This is a genomic window from Microcoleus sp. LEGE 07076, assembly GCF_015207455.1.
Lineage (GTDB): Bacteria > Cyanobacteriota > Cyanobacteriia > Cyanobacteriales > Microcoleaceae > Microcoleus.
This window is the reverse complement of the sequence record NZ_JADEWV010000007.1, coordinates 20,384-41,484: the sequence shown is the minus strand read 5'-3', so window position 1 is coordinate 41,484 and position 21,101 is coordinate 20,384. Positions and strand designations below refer to the sequence as shown.

17 protein-coding genes and 2 pseudogenes are annotated in these 21,101 nt (G+C 43.0%); 6 read left to right on the top strand and 13 right to left on the bottom strand.

The genetic code is table 11. From position 1 onward, the window contains the following. Positions 1–259: 259 nt before the first annotated feature. The 4 genes and pseudogenes from IQ270_RS02205 to IQ270_RS31755 form a co-directional block, all read right to left on the bottom strand. Positions 260–1,432, bottom strand: coding sequence for an AI-2E family transporter (locus IQ270_RS02205; protein ID WP_193971537.1), 1,173 nt, complete (start codon positions 1,430–1,432; stop codon positions 260–262). 277 nt (positions 1,433–1,709) lie between these two features. Next, positions 1,710–2,327, bottom strand: a pseudogene (locus tag IQ270_RS02200) (Uma2 family endonuclease). 91 nt (positions 2,328–2,418) lie between these two features. Continuing rightward, positions 2,419–2,604, bottom strand: coding sequence for a hypothetical protein (locus IQ270_RS02195; RefSeq protein ID WP_193971535.1), 186 nt, complete (start codon positions 2,602–2,604; stop codon positions 2,419–2,421). 326 nt (positions 2,605–2,930) lie between these two features. After that, complete coding sequence (locus IQ270_RS31755) at positions 2,931–3,056, bottom strand: hypothetical protein (RefSeq protein ID WP_255532353.1); 126 nt, start codon at positions 3,054–3,056, stop codon at positions 2,931–2,933. 7 nt (positions 3,057–3,063) lie between these two features. Here IQ270_RS31755 and IQ270_RS02190 point away from each other — a divergent pair, with 7 nt between their 5' ends. Further along, positions 3,064–4,185: a flagellar assembly protein H gene (locus IQ270_RS02190; protein ID WP_193971533.1), complete on the top strand. Its 1,122-nt coding sequence runs from the start codon at positions 3,064–3,066 to the stop codon at positions 4,183–4,185. Positions 4,186–4,266: 81 nt separating this feature from the next. Here IQ270_RS02190 and IQ270_RS02185 read toward each other — a convergent pair whose 3' ends face one another. Further along, positions 4,267–4,458: a hypothetical protein gene (locus IQ270_RS02185; RefSeq protein ID WP_193971531.1), complete on the bottom strand. Its 192-nt coding sequence runs from the start codon at positions 4,456–4,458 to the stop codon at positions 4,267–4,269. Positions 4,459–4,567: 109 nt separating this feature from the next. Here IQ270_RS02185 and IQ270_RS30610 point away from each other — a divergent pair, with 109 nt between their 5' ends. From IQ270_RS30610 to IQ270_RS02165, 5 genes are all read left to right on the top strand, one after another. Beyond that, positions 4,568–4,735 carry a hypothetical protein gene (locus tag IQ270_RS30610; protein ID WP_228056015.1) on the top strand — a complete coding sequence of 56 codons (168 nt, stop codon included), beginning with the start codon at positions 4,568–4,570 and terminating at the stop codon, positions 4,733–4,735. A gap of 326 nt (positions 4,736–5,061) precedes the next feature. Beyond that, positions 5,062–6,381, top strand: coding sequence for a class I SAM-dependent methyltransferase (locus tag IQ270_RS02180; RefSeq protein WP_193971529.1), 1,320 nt, complete (start codon positions 5,062–5,064; stop codon positions 6,379–6,381). 113 nt (positions 6,382–6,494) lie between these two features. Beyond that, positions 6,495–7,022: a type IV pilin-like G/H family protein gene (locus tag IQ270_RS02175; protein WP_193971527.1), complete on the top strand. Its 528-nt coding sequence runs from the start codon at positions 6,495–6,497 to the stop codon at positions 7,020–7,022. 205 nt (positions 7,023–7,227) lie between these two features. Continuing rightward, positions 7,228–9,402: an O-linked N-acetylglucosamine transferase, SPINDLY family protein gene (locus tag IQ270_RS02170; RefSeq protein ID WP_228056014.1), complete on the top strand. Its 2,175-nt coding sequence runs from the start codon at positions 7,228–7,230 to the stop codon at positions 9,400–9,402. Between the two features lie 20 nt (positions 9,403–9,422). Further along, positions 9,423–10,592: a glycosyltransferase family 4 protein gene (locus IQ270_RS02165; protein WP_193971522.1), complete on the top strand. Its 1,170-nt coding sequence runs from the start codon at positions 9,423–9,425 to the stop codon at positions 10,590–10,592. 38 nt (positions 10,593–10,630) lie between these two features. Here IQ270_RS02165 and IQ270_RS30605 read toward each other — a convergent pair whose 3' ends face one another. The 8 genes and pseudogenes from IQ270_RS30605 to IQ270_RS02115 all read right to left on the bottom strand — a co-directional run bounded on the left by IQ270_RS30605 (position 10,631) and on the right by IQ270_RS02115 (position 21,074). Continuing rightward, a complete protein-coding gene (locus IQ270_RS30605) occupies positions 10,631–14,941 on the bottom strand; it encodes a TylF/MycF/NovP-related O-methyltransferase (protein ID WP_228056013.1) in 4,311 nt (1,436 codons plus the stop codon). A gap of 81 nt (positions 14,942–15,022) precedes the next feature. After that, complete coding sequence (locus IQ270_RS02145; RefSeq protein WP_228056012.1) at positions 15,023–15,439, bottom strand: tetratricopeptide repeat protein; 417 nt, start codon at positions 15,437–15,439, stop codon at positions 15,023–15,025. 213 nt (positions 15,440–15,652) lie between these two features. Beyond that, positions 15,653–16,405 carry a Uma2 family endonuclease gene (locus IQ270_RS02140; protein WP_193971520.1) on the bottom strand — a complete coding sequence of 251 codons (753 nt, stop codon included), beginning with the start codon at positions 16,403–16,405 and terminating at the stop codon, positions 15,653–15,655. A 68-nt stretch (positions 16,406–16,473) separates the two neighbouring features. Next, on the bottom strand, positions 16,474–17,049 hold the full coding sequence (locus tag IQ270_RS02135) for a Uma2 family endonuclease (RefSeq protein ID WP_193971518.1): 576 nt from the start codon (positions 17,047–17,049) through the stop codon (positions 16,474–16,476). A 14-nt stretch (positions 17,050–17,063) separates the two neighbouring features. Beyond that, positions 17,064–17,690: pseudogene (locus tag IQ270_RS02130) on the bottom strand (Uma2 family endonuclease). Between the two features lie 196 nt (positions 17,691–17,886). Continuing rightward, positions 17,887–18,468 (bottom strand): Uma2 family endonuclease, encoded by a 582-nt coding sequence (locus IQ270_RS02125; RefSeq protein WP_193971516.1) that lies wholly within the window; start codon positions 18,466–18,468, stop codon positions 17,887–17,889. Between the two features lie 93 nt (positions 18,469–18,561). Continuing rightward, positions 18,562–19,317, bottom strand: coding sequence for a Uma2 family endonuclease (locus tag IQ270_RS02120; protein ID WP_193971514.1), 756 nt, complete (start codon positions 19,315–19,317; stop codon positions 18,562–18,564). Positions 19,318–19,613: 296 nt separating this feature from the next. Further along, positions 19,614–21,074 carry an MlaD family protein gene (locus IQ270_RS02115; protein ID WP_193971512.1) on the bottom strand — a complete coding sequence of 487 codons (1,461 nt, stop codon included), beginning with the start codon at positions 21,072–21,074 and terminating at the stop codon, positions 19,614–19,616. Positions 21,075–21,101: the final 27 nt, after the last annotated feature.

The following is a 21,101-nucleotide window of genomic DNA, read 5'->3' as shown; positions in this document are numbered from 1 at the left end:
TGAAACGCCAGATTAAACGAGCGACGCACCCTACAACTTATAACTTAAGTAAACCCTATTGGTTGATCATCAGGAATTATGGTGTATCTGGGTTTTGCATTTGTAGTGCGAGCTGTCGCGAGCTCGCGTGTTTTACACAGCACGCGAGCGGGGATGCTCGCACTGTAAAAAACTTTTTGCGATGCAGGAGATGCTCCTAGGACTTCTGTTCTCACTCGGAGAATTAAGAAGGACTGAAGTCCGAACCCTCAAACCTGAATTATTGATTGACAGTATCGTCATTTTCTGCTTGGTCTGCGAGCTCTGTTTTTTGTTCTGGAAGGATTTCTGGCCTGTTATTTTTTACTCCTAGAGACTCATATTCTTCGTGAATAGCCGAATCGATTGCTGCTAGGATTTTTGGATTTGCACCCCACTGGTTTAGGATGTCTTTAATTAATACTTCCCTAATCCAAACTTGAGCTACAACGGTGAGAGGCAGGGCAAGTAATAGTCCTAAGAACCCAAAAAATGTGGCGAAGAATACTTGAGATATTAATGTTACTGCTGGCAGCAATGATACTTGCTGTGCCATGACGTAAGGAGTGAGGATGTTGCTTTCAAACTGTTGAATTAGGAAATAAAGAATCAGAACTAAGCCGGATTGTAAGGGAGAGTCTAAAAGTGCGATCGTCATGGGCGGGATGACACTGATCGTGGGGCCTATATTTGGAATTAAGTTAAGAAATCCTGCTACTACGGCGTGAGCTAGCGGTAGGGGAACTCGCAAAACAGATAAACCAATTAAGCTCAACAAAGCAATCACACTCATGCTAATGAGTGCGCCGATGACCCACCTACCGAGAGCTATTTCGCATTCATCTAAAATACCATCGATTCGTCTGCGGTAAAAAGAGGGAAATAGTTGTATAAATGCTTGGCGGTAAGAGAGCGGATCTGCTAAGGTCATCAAGGTCAAAACTAAGACTAGCAAAAAGCTGAGAATAACCCCTAATGTGTTGCCAACAAAAGCTCCTGCACCGCCAACGAGTTGGTTGAACAAGGGTTGCAGTTGTCGCATAATATCGTTAACATCAAGATTCGGCAGCCTTTGATCGAATTGTCCCGAAAAGCGAGCTTCGATTTGATCTACCCACTCGTTTAGTTTGGCGATTCCTTCAGGTGCTTTTTGGGTCAGTTGTTGGAATTGTAGGGCAAAGGGCGGTACAATTATCAGGAACAAGCTTACCAAAACCAGGACTAAAAAGCTAATTGATAAAAGTACGGCGATCGACCTTTGGAGTCGGAATTTTTGCAAGTAGCGTGCTAGTCTGTTTAAGGCTGTGGCTAAGACTATGGCGGCAAACAGCAGCAGTAGGGCCTGCCGGATTTGCCACAGGATGTAACAAGATGCGATGAGGGCTAATAAGCCCATCCACTGTCCTAGCTTCATTCGATTTTAGATTTTAGATTTTAGATTCAGAAGTAGAGTATTGGGAATTATAAGACTATAACTCTTTGTATCTCTCGTTTATAGCTAAGTTTCGATCCCCTTAAATCCCCCTTAAGAAGGGAGAGTTTGAGCAATTTTTTGTTTTCCCTCTTGAGAAGGGGGAGTAGGGGGATCTAAACATAATCGTCAGATACCAGTCTGTCACTAGCTTCACAGCTATAGTTGACTCCTATCTTCACTAAGATACTCTACTCTGACACCACAATAAGCTGTTTTCTCAATTCCCTTTTGCGAACACCTGCTGCGCTGTCAGGTTCAATTCTGGGAAAGTTGGGGACTCAATCCGTTCGTCCCCCCTAAATTGTTTGACTTGATATTGGCTATCAATTAGTTGGTAAATCGAAAAAGTAGGTTGTTTGGGGTTGCCGATGAACCGTCTGCCGCCTAATCCTAGATAGTCTACAATCCAATATTCTTGGATGCCCATTGACTCATAAGCCTCAAGCTTTAGGGCATAATCATCCCCCCAGTTAGTGCTAGTTACATCGACGATTAAGGGGACTGATGAACCCATTGTGATAATTGATGATTTCTCCCATCGCGGCTCGTTTCCAATGGTTTGTTCGTTAAGTACAATAATATCTGGTTCACATCCTGATTCCTCGCGCATGGGTTTGATGACGCATTCTTTTGGAATAAAATAGCGCAGTTGCAACCTGCGAATTTCAAAGTAGAGATCCGCTAGCATAAAACCTGTCAATTTAGAATGTTTGCCTGTTGTTTTTGGGATCTCAACAATTTCTCGATTGTGTAATTCGTAGTGGTGTTCTGAATTTTTAGGATCTTATTCGATGAATTCATCAAATGTTACTAATTCTGTTATGCTTTGAATCATGGTGAGTGTCTCAAGTTTGGTTGCGATAGCTGTACTGGAAATTAAAAATTTGGCAAAAACATAGTTTTTAAACCTACTGTAGATCGCACTTCTACTGCTGTTGGCGCGATCGCGCCAACAGCAGTGCAGCTAGAATGATACTGGGGCTAAACACGGCGATGAGGGCGTTGAAGTCGCTTGAAGGTATGGATAAGCTAGGGCCTGCGTACTTGATAGCCAGGGAAAGGGCGGCGGAAAGGGTGAATACTTTGAGAATCGGGCTGATGTTGGTGTTCATGGAGGTGGTCTTTGGTTGTATAATCAGGGATTGAGATTATTGTGACAAATTTGTGCTGTAAACGGGCGTGAGGTTGGAAGGGAATCAGGGGGCGATGGAACAAAATTAGCGAGTTGGAAGTGCGATCGTTACCAATAACATTTTACTCCAAATTATTGTCTATATTTATGTATTGAAGTCGTCTTCACTAACCAATACTATCAAAAAAATGCAGCGCTATCGAGTATTGGGAGTTGCTGAATTCTGGTTCTGGGAAGATGGTATATTGGCTGTGTATCGCTGATAAAAATTGTGCAATTGTGGTTTTGCCTGATTGAGATATTAATTTATTGTGTCGCTGCTTGCTGATGGCTGCGAGTGTGGAAGCGATGAGGGAGTTTAGGAAGAGAATTTATTAGGGCGATCGCACAGCAATTAAATGATGATAAAATGCAGTGATAAAAATCAATCATAAATTCTATGACTCGATTCATTCACGATCGCTTTGCCAAAGAATACCTGGAAGAAATGCTCTCTCCCATCGGTACAGTCAATGTTGGTCGCGATGTGACGAGCGAAGTCCGAGAAATCGATGTCTATTTCACTCCAGGTACGCCAATCCCAGAATATACAGAAAATCTAGGATTGTTGGGAAAAATGGCTTGTACGACTGCAATATTTGAACCATTTCGCAATCCGATCGCTCTGGGCGACGTCTGGAACTGTACGAGTAAGTTATTCGATTTGCGAAGAGAATTAGAGCGACAGGCAAGAAGAGAAAATACTCGCTATGATGATGCTAAGTTGCCATTTCTGTGGATTTTGACACCGACAGCCTCGAAATCATTAGTTTCGGGTTTTGGTGGCATACCAAACCTCTCTAATTGGCTGGAGGGCATCTATTTTTTCCCGGAACACTGGCAAGGAGCAATTGTGGTGATTCACCAGTTACCAGAAACACCAGAAACCCTGTGGTTGAGGATTTTGGGCAAAGGGAAAGTGCAGCAAAGGGCTATTTCTCAGTTGAGCGCTTTAGCCACGGACGATCCGCTGCGGATGACTGCCTTAGAGTTATTATATAGGTTACAGTCAAATTTAGTGACCGATATTCCACAGGAATTAGAACCAGAAGAGCGGGAGTTAATTATGGCCATTACACCACTTTTTCAACAACAAATACAAGCCGCACAACAACAAGCTAGAGAAGAAGGGCTAGAACGAGGGCTAGAACGAGGGCTAGAACGAGGGCTAGAACGAGGGAGAGAAGAACAGCAATGCTTAATTTTATCAGATTTTCTGCCAGGAAGATTCGGAGAATTAAGCCCCAAAATGAGCGTGTTTCTAACGCCTCTATCCAAGTTGTCGGCGACGGAATTTACTCGGATGTTGCTGGCGATATCAATGCTGACAGTAGATGCAGCAGGGCAGCAGCAAGCGGTGAAATTGTTGGCGGAATATGTGTTGAGGAGGTACTTTAATGAATCGGCAGATATTCTTGATGCAGCCGTTACCAATTTACTCGAATTGCCTGCGGTCGAATTGACTGTGCTGGTAGAAGAACTGCCACAGTTATCGGCGGATGAATTGAGGGCAAAATTGTAGATTTTTTGGAGGATAGCGATCGACAAATTACCTGGATTGGGAGCTTTAGTTGGGGGCGATCGCTCAAAGTAAAAATGGGAATCAGGGGGCGATCGCACCTAACTTATAAAGAAAGATGTCGGACGAACTTACCAAGCTGGAAGTGCGACCGCACATAGTTTTTAACAGGAAATAGGCGATGAATGTTGTTTCAAATACTGAAGTATATCGCCCAGACTGGGAGTGGCTAGTATCAGCAGAAATTATAAGCTGTCGCACAAATAAACATTGCATATTCAGGGCGATGCTCAGAGCAAGAACCCACTCATTGTTTTATTGTTTTTCATATAAAATTTAAATGCAGAACAGGTTAGCATAAATTATAATAGAATATAAGAATGTTTTGTGGCCTCTCAAGTTTAAGCTAAGCCAGGAAGTAATAGCAGAGTGGTGGGAGATTTTTGATAGGGTAACGCAGTCGATCGAGGTGGAGGTTAAGGTAGATTTTCCGAGGGTTCGGAAAGATGCTAAATTCCTCGCTTGTGCTTTGGCTGGTAATGCAAATTTTTAAATAACGGGCGATCGAGATTTTACTGAGGTAGAAACTTTGGGCAATACTAAGATTGTTTCAGTTTCTGGTTTTCTGGATCAAATTTTAGAATAGGGGCTCGATTGAGAGCAAAGTACCAAAGCGATGAGGGATTTTAGGTGAGGAATTTCTGGTTAGGGCGGGCTAGCAGAGGTAGGGACACGGCAATGCCGTGTCCCTAAAGGAATATATAGATCGCGCGGTGTACTTCATAAACCTGGAATCTGCTGTATGTGTTGCGCCTGAGCGGGCGATCGCATATTTTCTGAGATACTAGGATAATCTGCCAGCGTTGAGCGTAATTGAAAATGGATCACGAAAATTTAGAGTTAATAGAAAATATTCGCCAGCAATTTGACAATACTCCTTTTCCCAGAATCCCGCTGGAAGAATCTCCAAAAGACAACAGCGAATTGCTCTACCTTCATAATCTTGTCACTGCTTACTACTTCAGAAATAGAAAAGTCATCAATACCTCTGGTAAAGTTATCCTTGATGCGGGATGCGGCACCGGTTACAAATCCTTAGTGTTAGCTATAGCAAATCCTGGAGCAAAAATAGTAGGCATCGATTTATCAGAAGAATCTGTGAAACTAGCCGAGCAACGTTTGCAATATCATGGAGTTGCGAATGCAGAGTTTTATGCTTTGAAAATAGAAGAGTTACCAAGTTTAGGGTTACAGTTTGACTATATCAATGCTGACGAAGTTCTGTATCTCTTGCCCGATGCTATTGCTGGATTGCAAGCGATGAAGTCTGTTATGGCTCCAGATGGAATTATCCGCACCAACCTGCACAGTTCAAATGGTAGAGCCGGAGTATTTCGCGGTCAAGCTGTTTTCAAAGCAATGGGATTAATGGATGGAAGTCCGGGAGAATTGGAGATAGAAATAGTCCGGGAGACTATGGAAGCATTAGAAGATGGAGTTGGGCTTAAGGCATTTACATGGAACTCAGATCGCGCGCAGAATGAGTCATGGATTATGTCTAACTATTTATTAGTTGGTGATAAAGGTTCTACCATTCCTGAAGTGTTTGCCATGTTGAGATCCGCCGATCTAGAGTTTATCAATATGGTGGCTTGGCGCAGGTGGGAATTGATGGATTTGTTCAAAGATGCAGATGATTTGCCTCCGTTTTTGGCGATGAGTCTGCCAGAAGCTTCTCTGGAAGAGCGACTGCATTTATTTGACTTGCTGCATCCCCTGCACCGTTTGTTTGATTTCTGGTGCGGCAATCCAAATCGGGCTCAGGATTTTGTGCCCGTGGCGGAATGGACGGAGGCCCAATGGCCCGAAGCACGGGTACACCTGCACCCTCAACTGAGGACTTCCCAGATTAGGGAAGATTTGACTAATTGTATTGAGAGTGAGACTGCGTTTGAGATTAGCCGTTATATTATTGTGCCGACTTTGGCGCCAGTGGCGATCGAGAGTAAAATGGCGGCTTGTTTGCTACCTCTGTGGGAGGGGCCGCAGTCTGTGGTGTCGCTAGTCCAGAAGTGCCTTCAAATCCGCTCTCAGATGGCTGTTAACCCAGAGCCTGTTAGCGAGCAGACAGCCTTTGAGGAAGTCAAGGAATTGTTGCTTAGGCTGGAACTCTTTCTGTATGTGCTTTTGGAGCATTAGAGCCAGGAGTTGAAAAAAAAATTGCTCTGGGGTGATATTAAAGCGCCGACAACTGGGTAAGTTACATATAAGAGTTAGAAACGAGCATCCCACGCCTCTAGGAGAAAAGACTTATGAAGACTGAATTTAAAGCCAAGTTCCTGCAACACATCAACAAAAGAAGACAGGATCAAGGTTTCACCCTGATTGAACTGCTGGTTGTTATTATCATTATCGGTATTCTTTCGGCTATTGCTTTGCCTTCCTTCCTCAGCCAAGCAAATAAGGCTAAGCAATCTGAAGCTAAGCAGTACCTCTCTTCAATCAACAAAGGTCAGCAAGCAGTCTACGCAGAGAATAATCTATTTGCAAGCGATGTTACTGAATTGGGTCTTGGTCTCAAATCTGTAACCAATAACTATACCTACACGCTAGGAAGTAGCGCGAATGGAGCTACATCTCTTGGAACTCCAGTCGGTGGTGCTACTTCTGCCCTTAAAGGATATGCAGCAGCTGTGGGGTTAGTTCCAAGTGGAGATGCAAAAGGTACGCAGACCATACTTTGTGAGACTACTGGTACTGGTTCGCCTGCAGTCACGACTCCCGATGGTACCGTAGCTAGTCTTGTTTGTGCCAACGCCATGACGGCAGTTACCAAGTAATTACTGAGTGCAACAATTTCCTGCTTGTTTAGAACAATAAAAAAAGTGGGTGGTATCCTATGTACTGCCCACTTTGATGTATTTGCTAGACCTCTGACAAAGTTAAAGAAACTTCTACTGAAAACTGCATTTATCTGCTTGTAACATGATTTCTAAAGATTTATCGGTTGTTACATCCGATGAGCATAACCAAGCCCATCAATGTATGCTTAAAGGCAATTATATTCAGGCTGCGACGCTTTATGAACTGGCGATTGAAACCGAACCAGATACCAAGTATTACTACTGGCACTTGGGATTGATGTTCTTGTTGCAAGGACAAGAGGCGGAAGCTCAGACAACGTGGCTGCTTGGAATGACCGAAGGGGAGCCTGAAGAAATAGATTTGTGGACTGAAGAATTGATACAGGTGCTTCAGACGGAAGCAGAGCGAAGAAGACTGGAGGTGGGCGATCATAAAACCGCTTGGGCAATTCGGCACCACATACGGGAAATTAAACCTAGAGATATTAATAACCTGTTGCATTTGATAGGACTTTCCATTCTGCTGAAGACCTACACAGGCGAGGAACTGACAGATTTAGGCCTTTTAGAACTTCTTAAGTCTGAAGAAGGGAATGGGGTAGACTCTGAACTATTGCTGCAAGTGTGGAAGGATGTGTTAGATCGAGATCCTTTGCATCCGTCAACGTTTGAGTTCACAGAAGCGTGTTTAGCTTATGTCAAGGAACCTCTAGCTTTTGTGGACACTTTGATCCCATTTGTTTATCATATTTCTTACTCAGGAAAGGATTTTCCTTTGGCAGCTCGCTTCACTGAATTAGGCTTGCGTTTGATTCCTGAACATCTAGAATTACTACGTGCTATATCTTGTTTTTATCAAGATATTTGTGAATTTTCTAAGGGAATAGAGGCTGCTAAATTATGCTATTTTCTCATGGAAAGCATATCAGATAAAATTTATGCAAATCTGTTAATAATGCGGGGTTTGATGAGTGCAGGAGGTTATTGGAATGAAGTTTGTTCAGCATTGGAAGTGCAGAAATCATTGCTAGCTACTTTACTGGCAACGCCACCGACATCTCTGGATTCAAGTGCTGCGATCCGCTTATTCAATTCTACCTTTTTCTTCCCTTATTTTGAAGATAGAGCGGATAAAAATGGACAAATTCGCAGTCAAGTATCTCAGATTGCTCAGTTAAACGTAGAAAATTGTAATAAGGAACGAGTGGAGCGATATCGCCAGCGGCAGTCGCCTATTCTGAAAACAGGAGTTCCTACTAGACGTTTGAAGATTGGATATCTTTCTTATTGTCTGCGCGGTCATTCTGTCGGTTGGCTAGCGCGATGGCTTTTTCAGTACCATGACCGCGAACACTTTGAAATCAATGCCTACTTGATGGGTTCTGAACTGACCGAAAATCCATTGCAGGAATGGTACATCAGCCAAGTTTCTAAAGCCCATAAATTAGGACTAAGTGGGGCAGAAGCTGCTGATAAAATTTACGAGGATGAGATTGATATTTTGATCGACTTAGATAGTATTACCCTGACTGCTACTTGTGAAACAATGGCAATGAAACCGGCACCTGTTCAGGCGACTTGGCTTGGTTGGGATGCTTCAGGAATTCCAGCGATTGACTACTTCATTGCTGACCCTTATGTTGTACCGGACTCGGCTCAGGAATACTACACAGAAAAAATTTGGCGTTTGCCTCAAACTTACATCGCAGTGGATGGGTTTGAAGTGGCTGTGCCAACTCTGCGTCGGGATCAATTAGATATCTCCAGCGATGCTGTCATATATCTTAGCGCTCAGAGAGGGTACAAATATAACCCGAATACAGCACGGCTACAAATACAAATTATTAAAGCAGTACCAAATAGCTACTTGTTAATAAAAGGTTTGGCGGATCAAGAATCACTTAAAAACTTTTTTATCCAGATTGCAGAATCAGAAGGTGTGAATGCCGATCGCCTCCGATTTTTACCATTAGCTCCTTCAGAGGCACTTCACCGAGCTAACTTGGGTATTGCTGATGTGGTACTCGATACTTATCCCTACAATGGAGCCACAACAACTATGGAAACTCTGTGGATGTGCATTCCGCTAGTAACCCGTGTAGGACAGCAATTTGCCAGTCGCAACAGTTATACGATGATGATGAATGCTGGTATTTCCGAAGGGATTGCTTGGACTGATGAAGAGTATGTAGAATGGGGGATTCGTTTGGGTAAAGACTCTGGTTTGCGGCAACAAATATGTTGGAAATTGCGGCAGTCACGGCAAACTGCGCCTCTGTGGAATGGCAAGCAATTTACGCGAGAGATGGAGAAAGCTTACGAGCAAATGTGGCAGATATATTTAGATAAACATTAGTCATAAGGGAGATTAGGTGATTGGAAAAGCTAAAAATTCTGGTTGTAAATAATCTATATCCACCCCAGGTGGTTGGAGGATACGAACGGGCGATCGCAGATTATGCCCGACTTTTGCAGGAACGCGGTCACACAGTCCTCGTACTCACGAGTAACACAGAAGAATTGCCCACTGGCTACCAAAAAGCTGATTCCGATCCGAGTACAGTGCGGCGCTGTTTGTCCCTGTGGGGCACTTGGACAGAGCGAGGAGCGCAACCTTTTTATCCGGCTCACGTTGCATCAATTGCTGTACGCAATTACAAGGCGTTAGAGCAAGAGTTGAATTCCTTTAAACCGGATGTCTGCCTAGCAGGAAATACAGATTTTTTAGGCTCAGAAGTTTTAGAACAAATACTTGATGCTGAGATACCAGTTGCTCATTATGTGATGAATTCCCAACCAGGATATAGCCACGATTTAGCTCCCCGCAGTCCTTTGTATCGATACATAACTGTTAGCAATTGGATTCGAGAGAATTTACAAGAACAAGGCTACCCTACAGAAACAGCTCAGACGATTTACCCCGGTGCAGAGGTTGAGGAATTTTACCAATCTGAACTCCCGCAGCGCGATCGGCTCCGCATTGTCTATGCCGGTTTAGTAATGCACTATAAAGGGCCAGATGTTTTGATTGAAGCTCTTTACTTGCTCCATGAGGCTGGTGTAGATTTTACTGCGACTATCGCTGGAGGTTCTCTCACCCCTGAATTTGTTGAGGTACTTCAGAAGTTTGTTGAGTCAGAAGGTTTACAGGAAAAGATATGCTTTACAGGACTTTTGTCTCGCCAGGAACTCGTGCAACTGTACCGCACGCATAATGTCTGGGTGTTGCCCTCCCGTTTTGAAGAGCCTTTCAGTATAGGCTTAATCGAAGCTATGGTTGCTGGGTTGACGATCGTTACTAGCAACACAGGAGGCTCGCCGGAAGCAGTACAGCATAGTAAAACTGGACTAATCTTTGAGTCAGAGAATCCTTTGGATCTTGCCGATTATTTATCTTCCTTGCCTATGAATCCTGCTGAGTGGGAAGTCATGACTAGAAAGGGACAGGAACGAGCATTATCCGAACTCAGTCGCACCCGCACAATGGATAGATTAGAATCCGTTTTGTACGAACTAGCACTTCAAAACAAAAAAAGAAATCAGTAGAGATCGGGAATTCAGCGTTGAGTTGATGCCTCACCTAATTATAACTTTTGAATGGTATGAACATCGTGTGTGCTGTTCCAATAATCAACAACTCTGGGCTGATGTATTGATTGTTTGTTGCTACAAATAAAAGTGGCGCGATCAATCCAACGTTGGATTGGATTAGTTACTGAATAAGTAATTCCTTCGGGTGATAATGATAGTAAATCATTGTTGTACAAAAGTTCAACATCTTCCACTACCAAATCTAAACTCAAGAGCGTATCCATGAGTCCTTTTAAATTAAAAAATGTACAACTCGTAGGCTCATAGGGACTCTCAGAACCTATGGGACAAAACAGCATGGCATTTTGGTTGTCATCCATATAAACTGCTGTTTCTATAATTATTTTGCCTCCTTCTTGCAACACATCCTTAATTAACTTTAGCGACCAGAAGGGGTATCTGAGGTGATAAAGAACACCGGGAAATAAGATAACATCAAACATTCCAAACGTCTCCGGTTTTAAGTCAAGGAGGTTTAATTGATACATCTTGACTTGTGAATTGAAAAAAGGAATTAAAAATTCGATCGCCCCCATCGATAAGTCATTATCAATGCCAATGACTTCCTTTGCACCCAGCTTTTCTGCCTCAAAGCAAAACAGACCATCTCGACAGCCGATATCAAGAACTCGTTTGTCCTTAAGATCCAGTGTTCTTAAAGCTCTGAGAGGCACATCCTGCATAGGTACAGCGACATTATTTCCCGATGTTGAGAGATTTTCAGTTAATTGAATTATGTGATAGAACTTGTGCTTTTCGAGTTGTTGAAGAATTTGATTTTCATCCATGACTGACCTACTTTTTATAGGTTGAGTGAAATTCATCAAATGCTTAAGATTGACTGCTTTCAAACTGGGGAGACTTGCTGCACCAGCCTGTGCAACTGCCTGTTGATTTTCGTTCTCTAAGACTACCCGAAAGTGGAGGCAGGGTAGTAAAGCTTTCCACTGCATTTCACTGAGATTTCCCAGTAATGAAATTTCTGGAACATCTGTCTCATCTAAATCTTCTTGCATAAGAATATTCATTATAACAGAAGATAAAACTAGATTTGCATCTTCTTCAGAGATATTGCTTGTATCCAGAAGCGCAGTTATTTTACTTGGCTCTTTTTGAGCAAATAAAGTGGTAATTACGCCTTCTAGCTGAAGACAGAGGGACTCTTCAGGTTGCTGCCAATCAGGAAACAGAATTATATTAATCTCTCTCAGTCTTAAGTTATTGAGGAAGTCATCCAATTCCGGTGACAGTGAAACTTCTGGCGAGACAACCAACTTTAACTGTGAAGGATCGCGATTCAAGAGATTCTCAGCCTTGACCAGCTTTGGCACAATTTTCAAAACGGCTTGCGCTGCTTTTTTGGCTAATTCTATATTGCCCATTTTCTCTGAGGCTTGCGCTAAATACCAAAAAGTCTGCCAGTGATTGCAGTTTTGATGAACAGAATCTCCTTTTTGAAACCATACAGCAGTATAGTCGATCGCCCGAATAGCAAATGATTGACCACAACGTCTTTCAAATTCATGGATTGCTTTTTTACAACCCTCCCAGTGACCGTAATCGTCTATCTGGACAAAGCCACTGGGAACAACACTATCGTAAATGTTGTTAAATATATCCATGGTTGACTCATACCAATCGCCATCAGCGTGTAGTAAAGCTATACTGCCTATTGCGGATTTAGATTCAGGTAAGGTTTGAGCAAATAGCCCCTTAACGGGTATGACAATATCTGCGACCTCTAAGGATTGACAAATGACATCTAAGTTGTCACTAAGTGGAGCTTTGAGAGTTCCACCACCCCAATCTGTTAAATTAGCAGGAATTCCGTGATGTTTATCAGCTTCAGTGGGTTCTGGCATCCCTTCAAAAGTGTCAAAAGCATAGAGGAGTCGCGGGCGTAAACTGTATCTCTTGATAACGACTGCGAGAAGTGCTGCTGACCCTCCTTTGTAACTGCCACATTCAACGAAGTTACCTGGTATATCATCTAAACAGATTTGCCTTGCTAGGGAGTATAGCGAGAACAGTCTGGCTTCATTCAATAATGTGTAAGGTCTGATAACTGAGAGAATTTCTTGAAACTCGTCAGTGAGAATTTTGGCAAAAGCTATGTTGCTAAATTGAGCCTGGATATGATGCTGCAAGCTTTTTTGAACGTCCCCTACTTGCCAGTAAAGCGAGCTGAGATAGTTCTGAGCAATTAAAGAGCTTGGATGGACTTTTAGTGCCTGAGTGAAGGTAGCGATCGCCGTCTCTATCTCACCCTTCACAAAACACTCTTTGCCTTTCTGGATTAACTGAGTAAATTTTTGGCGATCGCCGCTAAAATCAACTGAGGAGCGTACATCTGACACAGATTGATACTCTTCAACATAATGAAACAGCTTATTTAAAAAAGGATCGACCGACTGATTGTTTGACATACCGCTGACTGTGTAACTTTGTAAATGTGCTGGTAAAACCCAGTTAACTTTAGGATCGGGCTGATGGATAACTGGCTCTACATTTCCCCGCCAAGCAACCCCCATAATTTGCATAGTTTGGTACACTAATGTTTGCCATCCCTTGTACCTCAAATAGTCCAAGCCTTGAGCTACATCAGGAGAAGCCAAGTCGTGAAATAAAATCAAAGCGTCTGCTTCTGCTAATTGTTCACAGGCGATCGCATCATTAAGTGGTCCTGGTGATTCGTGATTGCCATCAATAAAAATCAACGACCATTTACTTTGCAATTGATCTGCTAACTCCTCCACTTTTTGAGGGCTATAACCATCCACTAAATTAACTGACTCAAAAACTTCAGCCTCTTTCAGCGAATTGCTGACACTTTCATAAAATTCTGGTATCGCTAATAGAGGGTCAACTACATCTAGCTGTACTCCTGCTAATGCTAGATGACAAGCAGACCAACCCAACCAGCAGCCAATCTCTAAAGCTTTTTTCCCCTGAAATTTAAGAGCTGTATTGTAAAGAATATGAGCCTCATCTCGACTCAGAAACCCTATCGTTGGGTGTCGCTTGTCCACATACCAATTATGGGGGATTTCCCGACGCAGGTAAGGCCAAGGTTGACTGTTAGCATCTCCTGCTATCATATTTAGAAAACAATTGTCAGGCTGTACGAGTTCAAATCCAGGCGATACATAATCTCCGACTGGTAACAAGGCACGCTCAATGACCTTTACTGTTTCCTCAATCATTCGTTCTTCTCTAAACATTTCTTCTGCTCGCTGCTTACAAACTAGACCAATAGAGTGACGTAAGTCGGGATTCACTACCCACTCTTCAATTGTTGTAACTAATTCTTGAATTGTGGCTTGGGAGTCAATTTTTGGGTCTGAAAGTAATTTACCAGTATTGCCCAATTCTTCTGGTATACCGCTGACGGCTGTTGCCATAACTGGCAAACCCTTTGCCATTGCCTCCATAACAGACAAAGGCATTCCTTCTAATTGGGAAGGTAGAATAAAAATATCCGCACTATTCAACCAAGCTGAAACATCCGATCGCTGTCCTAAAAACTTAACTTTATCGGTTATTCCTAATTCCTTAACTGCTTCTTGACTTTGCCTTTCAAGCTGCGGATCAAAAATACCACCTCCCGCCCACAAAAAGTAAATTTGTGACCAGACTGGACTTTGCATAAGCTGCTTAATTGCCTCTAACTGATACTGGTAGCCTTTTCGCGTTTCTATGCGAGCTGCTGTAAAACAAACTACAGCATCTAAAGGAATACTAAGCTCTTGACGTAGGCTTTTACAAATTGATAAATCTCTAGCAGTGAAATATTCTGAAGGTCTTCCGTAATAAATAACCTCCCCCATATTTCTAGGAAGTTTGAAAAGTTCGTGTAATAAACTCAGATTATCATAAGAAACCGCAATAACTGACTTAGCTTGGTTGTAGTGAAGTGATAACTCGTTTAAGTAGCCACTAAAACACTCTGCTAAATAAGGATCGACAAGCCCCTCAACTGTGATGTAAGGTATCTCAAGCTGGATAGCAATTTGCTTGATTGTCAAATTGGAGAACGGGTTGGAGTTACTACAAATAATCAGATCCGGCTTAGCGGATAGGTTTATTAAAGTATGGTGCGCTTCTTCAACGTTGTTACTTTCTATCCATAAATGCTGGATACCTAACTGGTTTTGATAAGTTATTAAATTATTATTATATGGTTCGGGGTGTCGGCAAGTTACTTGATAGCCTAACCTTGCCAATGCACACATAATTGAGTGATTATATTGTGCAACTCCACCGACACCTGGATCGTCTGTAGACAATAAAATATGTTTACTCATATGTGTTAATTTTGTGTGAAATAATACCTTAGTTCTAGAGTTTCAGATTTTTAATCCTAGCAGCTCCTCACCTTCCCCCTACTACTTCCCCTTCGCCTGCCTCAAAAGCTCCTTATAATCAGCTCTGTCAGGATTTAGCTTCACCAACTTCTCCAAAGGCTCGATCGCCCCCACCTTATTATTCATCTCCAACCGCACATTTGCCAACCCCTCCAGAGCCGTCAGATTCTGAGGTTCCCGCTGCAAAACCGTCTCATATCCCCGTTCCTTCGCCGCCAGCAGAGACTCCTGAGAAACAGCAGCAGCCACCGGTTTTTGTCGATGCTGGCTGCTCAAACCGCTGCTGAACAGACTGAAAATCCCAAAAATCGCAGAACCAGCAAAACCTACCATCGATACTAACGCAAAAATCTGCTTTGTACGCGCGGCGTAGCTATCCCGTAGGGAATCGCCCTTATTAACTGGACGATCGCTCGATTTTGTCTGTATACTTTCCATTGCTAACCCTTAGCGCGGCTGTTTTCCAGGCACTCGTAAAGCGCCTATATCTAGATTGCCCAAGTTCGATCGCAAAACGATCGCCCTTCGCCATTTAAAATTTGAGACCAATTCTATTCCAATACATAAAATCTGAGATTTGTCAAGGACATTTAGGTAACAATAACACGCGCACGATCTCGATCGGTGAAGGGCGATCGCGCCCCTGTGTCTTTAGCCATTATCTTGCGGTAATTCTCCAAACTGATCTCGATAACTAGCTAGCAAAGATTCGAGTTCATTCGCACGTTGACTTTCAGCTTCGGCACGTTGACTTTCAGCTTCTGCCCGTTGCCGTTCCACTTCTGCCCGTTGCCGTTCCACTTCTGCCCGTTCCCGTTCCGCTTGCAAAGCTGAAGCCAATTCATCGGGAATCAATAATTTCTCCCCATTATCTTCACGATAAAACCCAATCAGTTTTCCTTCTATTTCTAACCGCAGTTGCAATACTTCGCTGCGATTATCTCTGATTAATTCATACCCATCTTCCCCCAACCTATACCCGCGCAATTGTTCTCTAATCCATTCACCTCTAGGGTCAAACAACCAATATTCCTCAACTTCTATCCCCTCGTACAATTCTTTTTTATTGATTATATCTTCCGACTTTGTACCTGGTGATGTAATTTCAAAAATTACTTTCGGCACTTGCCCTTCTTCCCAGATTTTGTAATTATCTCTGCCACCAGGTTCTACATCAAAAATCACCATCACGTCTGGTGCTACACGGATTTTTGGGAAACCTTGAGCGTAGTATAAAAATTGGTTTGCTAAAACAGTAGCTCGACGGTCTGCAAAGTATTGTTTTAAGACTTCTAAAGTAGTTAAGATTGCATAAACATGGTCGTAAGTTTCTGCCACTGGTTCTCCATCAGCGCTAGGGTATACGATTTCAGAAGTTTTGAGGGTGGGAACGACTGTTGTCATGGTCGTGCTTCCTATTAGTTGTCTATTTATTATAAACTTTTTTGCTGCGACTAAGTAGGTTAATTTAATTAATCGCACCCACTGCGAAATTCTTTGATAGCCTCAACATGACTCGGCATATTAACACACCTCACAAACAAAGGAATATCGAGTTGTGGGAGCAATTCGGAACTCGCAATCTCTTCGTATCCTTGCTGTCTGAGAGCATACAGAAACAGTCGGCTGTTTTCCCAAAACCAGACTTCAGGAATTTGCAGCCGTTTGTAAGCCTCTAGCTTGTCAATTCCGCCGCTAGTTACGACTACTTCGATCGCCAAATCTGGACGTTCTCTATCAGCACCCAATTCGTAAGACTTGTCTGCTTCACACTTTACCAGTCGCGATTCATTTTCTAAAGTTAGAGACTCCGTAGGGGTGAAATCGATTCGGGCCGCCATCATGTAAGTTTCTACCAACGCACCGATACGTCCCTTGGCTGTTTCGTGTTTTCTTCCAGGCATTTTCTGAATCTCCAGTATCCCATCTAAAAATGACAGCCGAACCCCTGGAATATCCAGCATCGGTTCTAAAGTCTTGAATTGTTCCCAGGTTAACCCTGGAAATAGCAAGGATCTATCTAATTTTTCTTCTAATGTTGCAGTCATGGCGAACTCGCTCCTTATTCATTAACAATTCCTGCTTCAAACACCTGTTGAGCCGTCAATTTTAACTCTGGAAAAGCAGCCGATTCAATTCTCTCGTCTCCCCGGAACTGCGTCAACTCATATTCCCCGTCAACCAATTAATATACCGAAAGCGTCGGTTGTTTGGGATTGCCAATATAGCGTCTTCCGCCCAATCCCAAATAATCGAAAATCCAGTATTCAAAAATGCCCATTTCTTCATAATCGCGCAGTTTTGTAAGATAGTCAGTCTGCCAGTTGGTGCTGACAACTTCTACTGCTAAACGCACTGAAGAACCCATTGTGATAATCGATTCTGCTGCCCAGCGCGGTTCATTTATCACTTGCTGGCGATCGAGAACGATGACATCTGGTTCGTATCCTGATTCAGTGCGATCGGGTTTAAAGACACATTCCTTGGGAAGGAAATAGGGCAATCCAGCATTGCGACATATAACGCCAACTTCTATATTGAGAAATCCAGAAACTTCGGAATGTTTGCCAGTTCCTTTGGGCATTTCAACAATTACTCCATTATGCAGTTCGTAGCGATGTTCTGCATTCTCAGGATACCATGCAATGAATTCGTCAAATGTGACTAATTTTGTTAAGGCTTGAACCATGTCGCTCGCTCCTTTATTATAGTTATACCAATTTAATGTGAAGTTGCATATATCTCGATCCCCCTCGCATCCCCCTTCTTAAGGGGGACGAAAGAGAAGAATCTTGTTCCCCCCTTAACAAGGGGGGCTAGGGGGGATCGGATTCTATCCAGCCTCATAAAAAATTGGTATTAAATTTAATTTAAGTTGATTTAAACTATTCCCGCAAAGCCTTGATGAATTCATTAACAGCATCATATTGATCGAAGTAAGTTACATATCTCACTAACAAAGCAATGTCTAACTCCGGCAACAACTCGCTGCGATCGACTTTTTCGTACTCCTCCTTCAAATAATAGATACTCAGCACCCCATCTTCCCAAAACCAAACTTCTGGTATCCCCAACCGCTTGTATAGTTGAAGTTTATCGATGCCACCGCTAGTGAATACAACTTCGATCGCCAAATCGGGAATTGCCTTTTTAGTCTGCAAATTATACGACTCATCAGGCTCTTTTCTCGCCCCTAATTCTTTACTACCCAAAGTCGGCCCGCCCTTAACATAAAATCGGATGCCCTTTTCTCTCAGGTATGCTTCTAACAAAAGACCAATGGTACTCTTCGATTCTTCATGTTCGGGGCTAACTGTCATAATTTCTAAAATTCCATCTAAGTAAGCGAATTTGATGCCGCCGACAGACTCAAAAGCAGCTTCTAGCGATTCAAATTGTGACCAACTCACTCCTCTTAGAGTCAGGCAGCTATCAGTAATTGAGTTTTTGACTGCTGTTTGTGTCATGTTTTTTCCTTATCCTTTTTCTAGATTAAGCCTTTGACAGCGCAACTGTTTTATCAATTTTATTAACTTTTGTTCGATCGACCTCCCACACCTTCAAATGCTATCAGGATCGATACCCTGACTCCTCAAATATGCCATTAGTCGATCGGCCCGCTGGCGTTCCTCATCGGCCCGCTGGCGTTCCTGTTCCACCCGTTCGGCCCCCCACAGCAGCAAATTGCCATTCTCATCCCACCAGCGCAACCAATAACCCGTTCTCTGAGATTTTTTACCTTCCCAAACCCCTAGAGATAAACCCATTGATTCTATCCAAAATCGCCGATTAACATCCGGTTCTTGCAGTTCGTAATCTCCCGAATCCGAGAGTCGATATACTTCCAACACACCCGATTTAGGTTCAAAAATTACATAAATCGGCACCTGCAAAATTCGCTCGTAAAACCGCCATTTTCCGTAAGGATATGTCGGTTTATTAGAATATTCACTACCGTCAGTATCCGATAAAAATTCCATCACTACTGCGGGTACTTCTCCCTCAGCATTGCGCGTATAACTGCGGCGAACTTCTCCTAGTTCTGCTGGTAGTACCGAGGGAACGAACACCCAATCTGGTGCTTTTACTACTGTTTTGTCGTTAACTTTGGCACAGAGTCCAAAATTGGAAGCTATTAGCATTGAAGCTAGGATAAATCCTGCGAGTTCCAAAGCTTCTCGCAGGGCAGCAGCTAAGAGTGGTTGGTCAATATTTTCCACAGGATCGTCTGGTAATTTAAAGTCATCTGGCAATTTTTCCCAAATTACAGTATACTGAGTTGTTGTTTTTTCCGGTTTCGATAATGTTTGACTCATTGGTTTTCATGGTTGCGATTGAAATACTTTTTTGTGAATAGAATCTGGACAATAAGTTTAATGCCTGGTTGGCACGTTCAACTAATCCTATGGTGCGCTTCAGGGGGAAAATCTGAGTCATTCGCCACCACATTCTGAGAGTAAACGCACCCTAAAATAACTACAATAACTTAGTTCCCAGAAAAAAAATCCCGAACCTGGTAATAATTCCGTTTATTAAATTATACCAGGTTTTCAGAAGTGTTTTATGGCAGAATGGGTTCTGCCGATTTTGGGGTTTGACAAGGTATAACAGGCTATTTTGGTTTTTTGTGCAATCTGGGAAAACCAGGCGGGACAGATAGATGTTCCGCAGTTACAGTCGCATTTACTTTCTCGGAAAGGGGAGCCAATGTTTGAGCTACTTTAACTTCTTGTCGCAGTTGTTCTGTTGAACCAAATAAACTTCCCAGTCCTTTGAATAATTGGCGAATGCTGTTGCGGATTGCCGGATCTCCCGTCAATTCGTCCACGTCAGAAGTAATCTTCTGCACGTTCTGAAATGTAGCTCGTGCTGAATCTAGAGTTTGCTGCAATAATAGCAAAGTGCCGGGATTGTTGATCTGGGTGGACAAATCTCGCAAATTACCAGAAGCTTGGGCGGCATTCGCTGAGAGAGTTTCTAAATTGTTCAGCAATTGTCCTTGGTTGATGCGATTAATTGTCGGGCTCAAACTGCTGACAGCTACTCTCAATTCTTGACTGCTTTGATTGATGTTGTTGAGGGTTGAGACTAAACTGGCGCGGTTGGTTGCTACTAAAGCATTAAGTTGGTTGGCTGTTAAGGTAATTTGATTGGCTGCTTGAGTTACTGAATTAGCAGAGTTGATTGCAGCGGCAGATACGGCTTTTGTGGAAGTGTCGGCAGTAGCTGCTACTTTAGAAACATCTGCGGCTACTCCTGATATGTCCCCTTTGAGCGATTGATTCAAACTGGCAGCTTCTCCTTTTAATGATTGATTTAAACTGTTTACTTCTCCTTTTAATGATTTGGTTAAACTGTCAGCTTCCCCTTTTAATGATTGATTTAATGTTGTCAATTCGTTGGTAACTGATTTACTTAAATTGCCAACGTCTCCCCTGACGGATTGATTCAAACTTTTGATTTCGGCGTTGGCAGTTTTAGTTAAGTTCGATAAATCTTGAGTGAGTTTAGCTGCACCTTGAGCTGTGCTGGCTGTATTCTGTGCAATTGATTTAATACTGTTGAACAGTGCGGGGTCGGTGTATAAATTAGCTAGGCGGACTGTGGAGCGAATTAGTTCGTCGAGACTGACTCCAACTTGACCTTTTAGGCGGGAATTTTTGCAGATTATTTCTGGGGGACAGTCGGCACTAATGGGATTGGCGGTAAGTAATGAGTCTGGCAAAATTGAGTTGGGGGTAATGTCGATCGACGATTCGCCAATTAAACCGGATTTATTCGCTTCGATTAGCACATCGCGGGGAATGACTAAAGTGCCGGGGGCAATTTCCAGGGTCACGTCTACGCCGTTGGAACCGGGTTTGAGGGCGGTAATTTTACCGACTGCAACCCCGCGATACCTGACGGGCGTGCCTATTTGCATTCCCTGGGCGCTGGCAAATTCTACGGCGAATTTGTAGCTGCGGTTGCCTAGCTGCACGCCCCGCAGCCAGAGGACTAAGCCTCCAAATAAGCCGATTCCTACTAAAATTAAGAATCCGACAGAACCTTCTCTCATCGTTCGCGATCGCATATTGCCTCCTTTGGCAGTTGGCAGTTG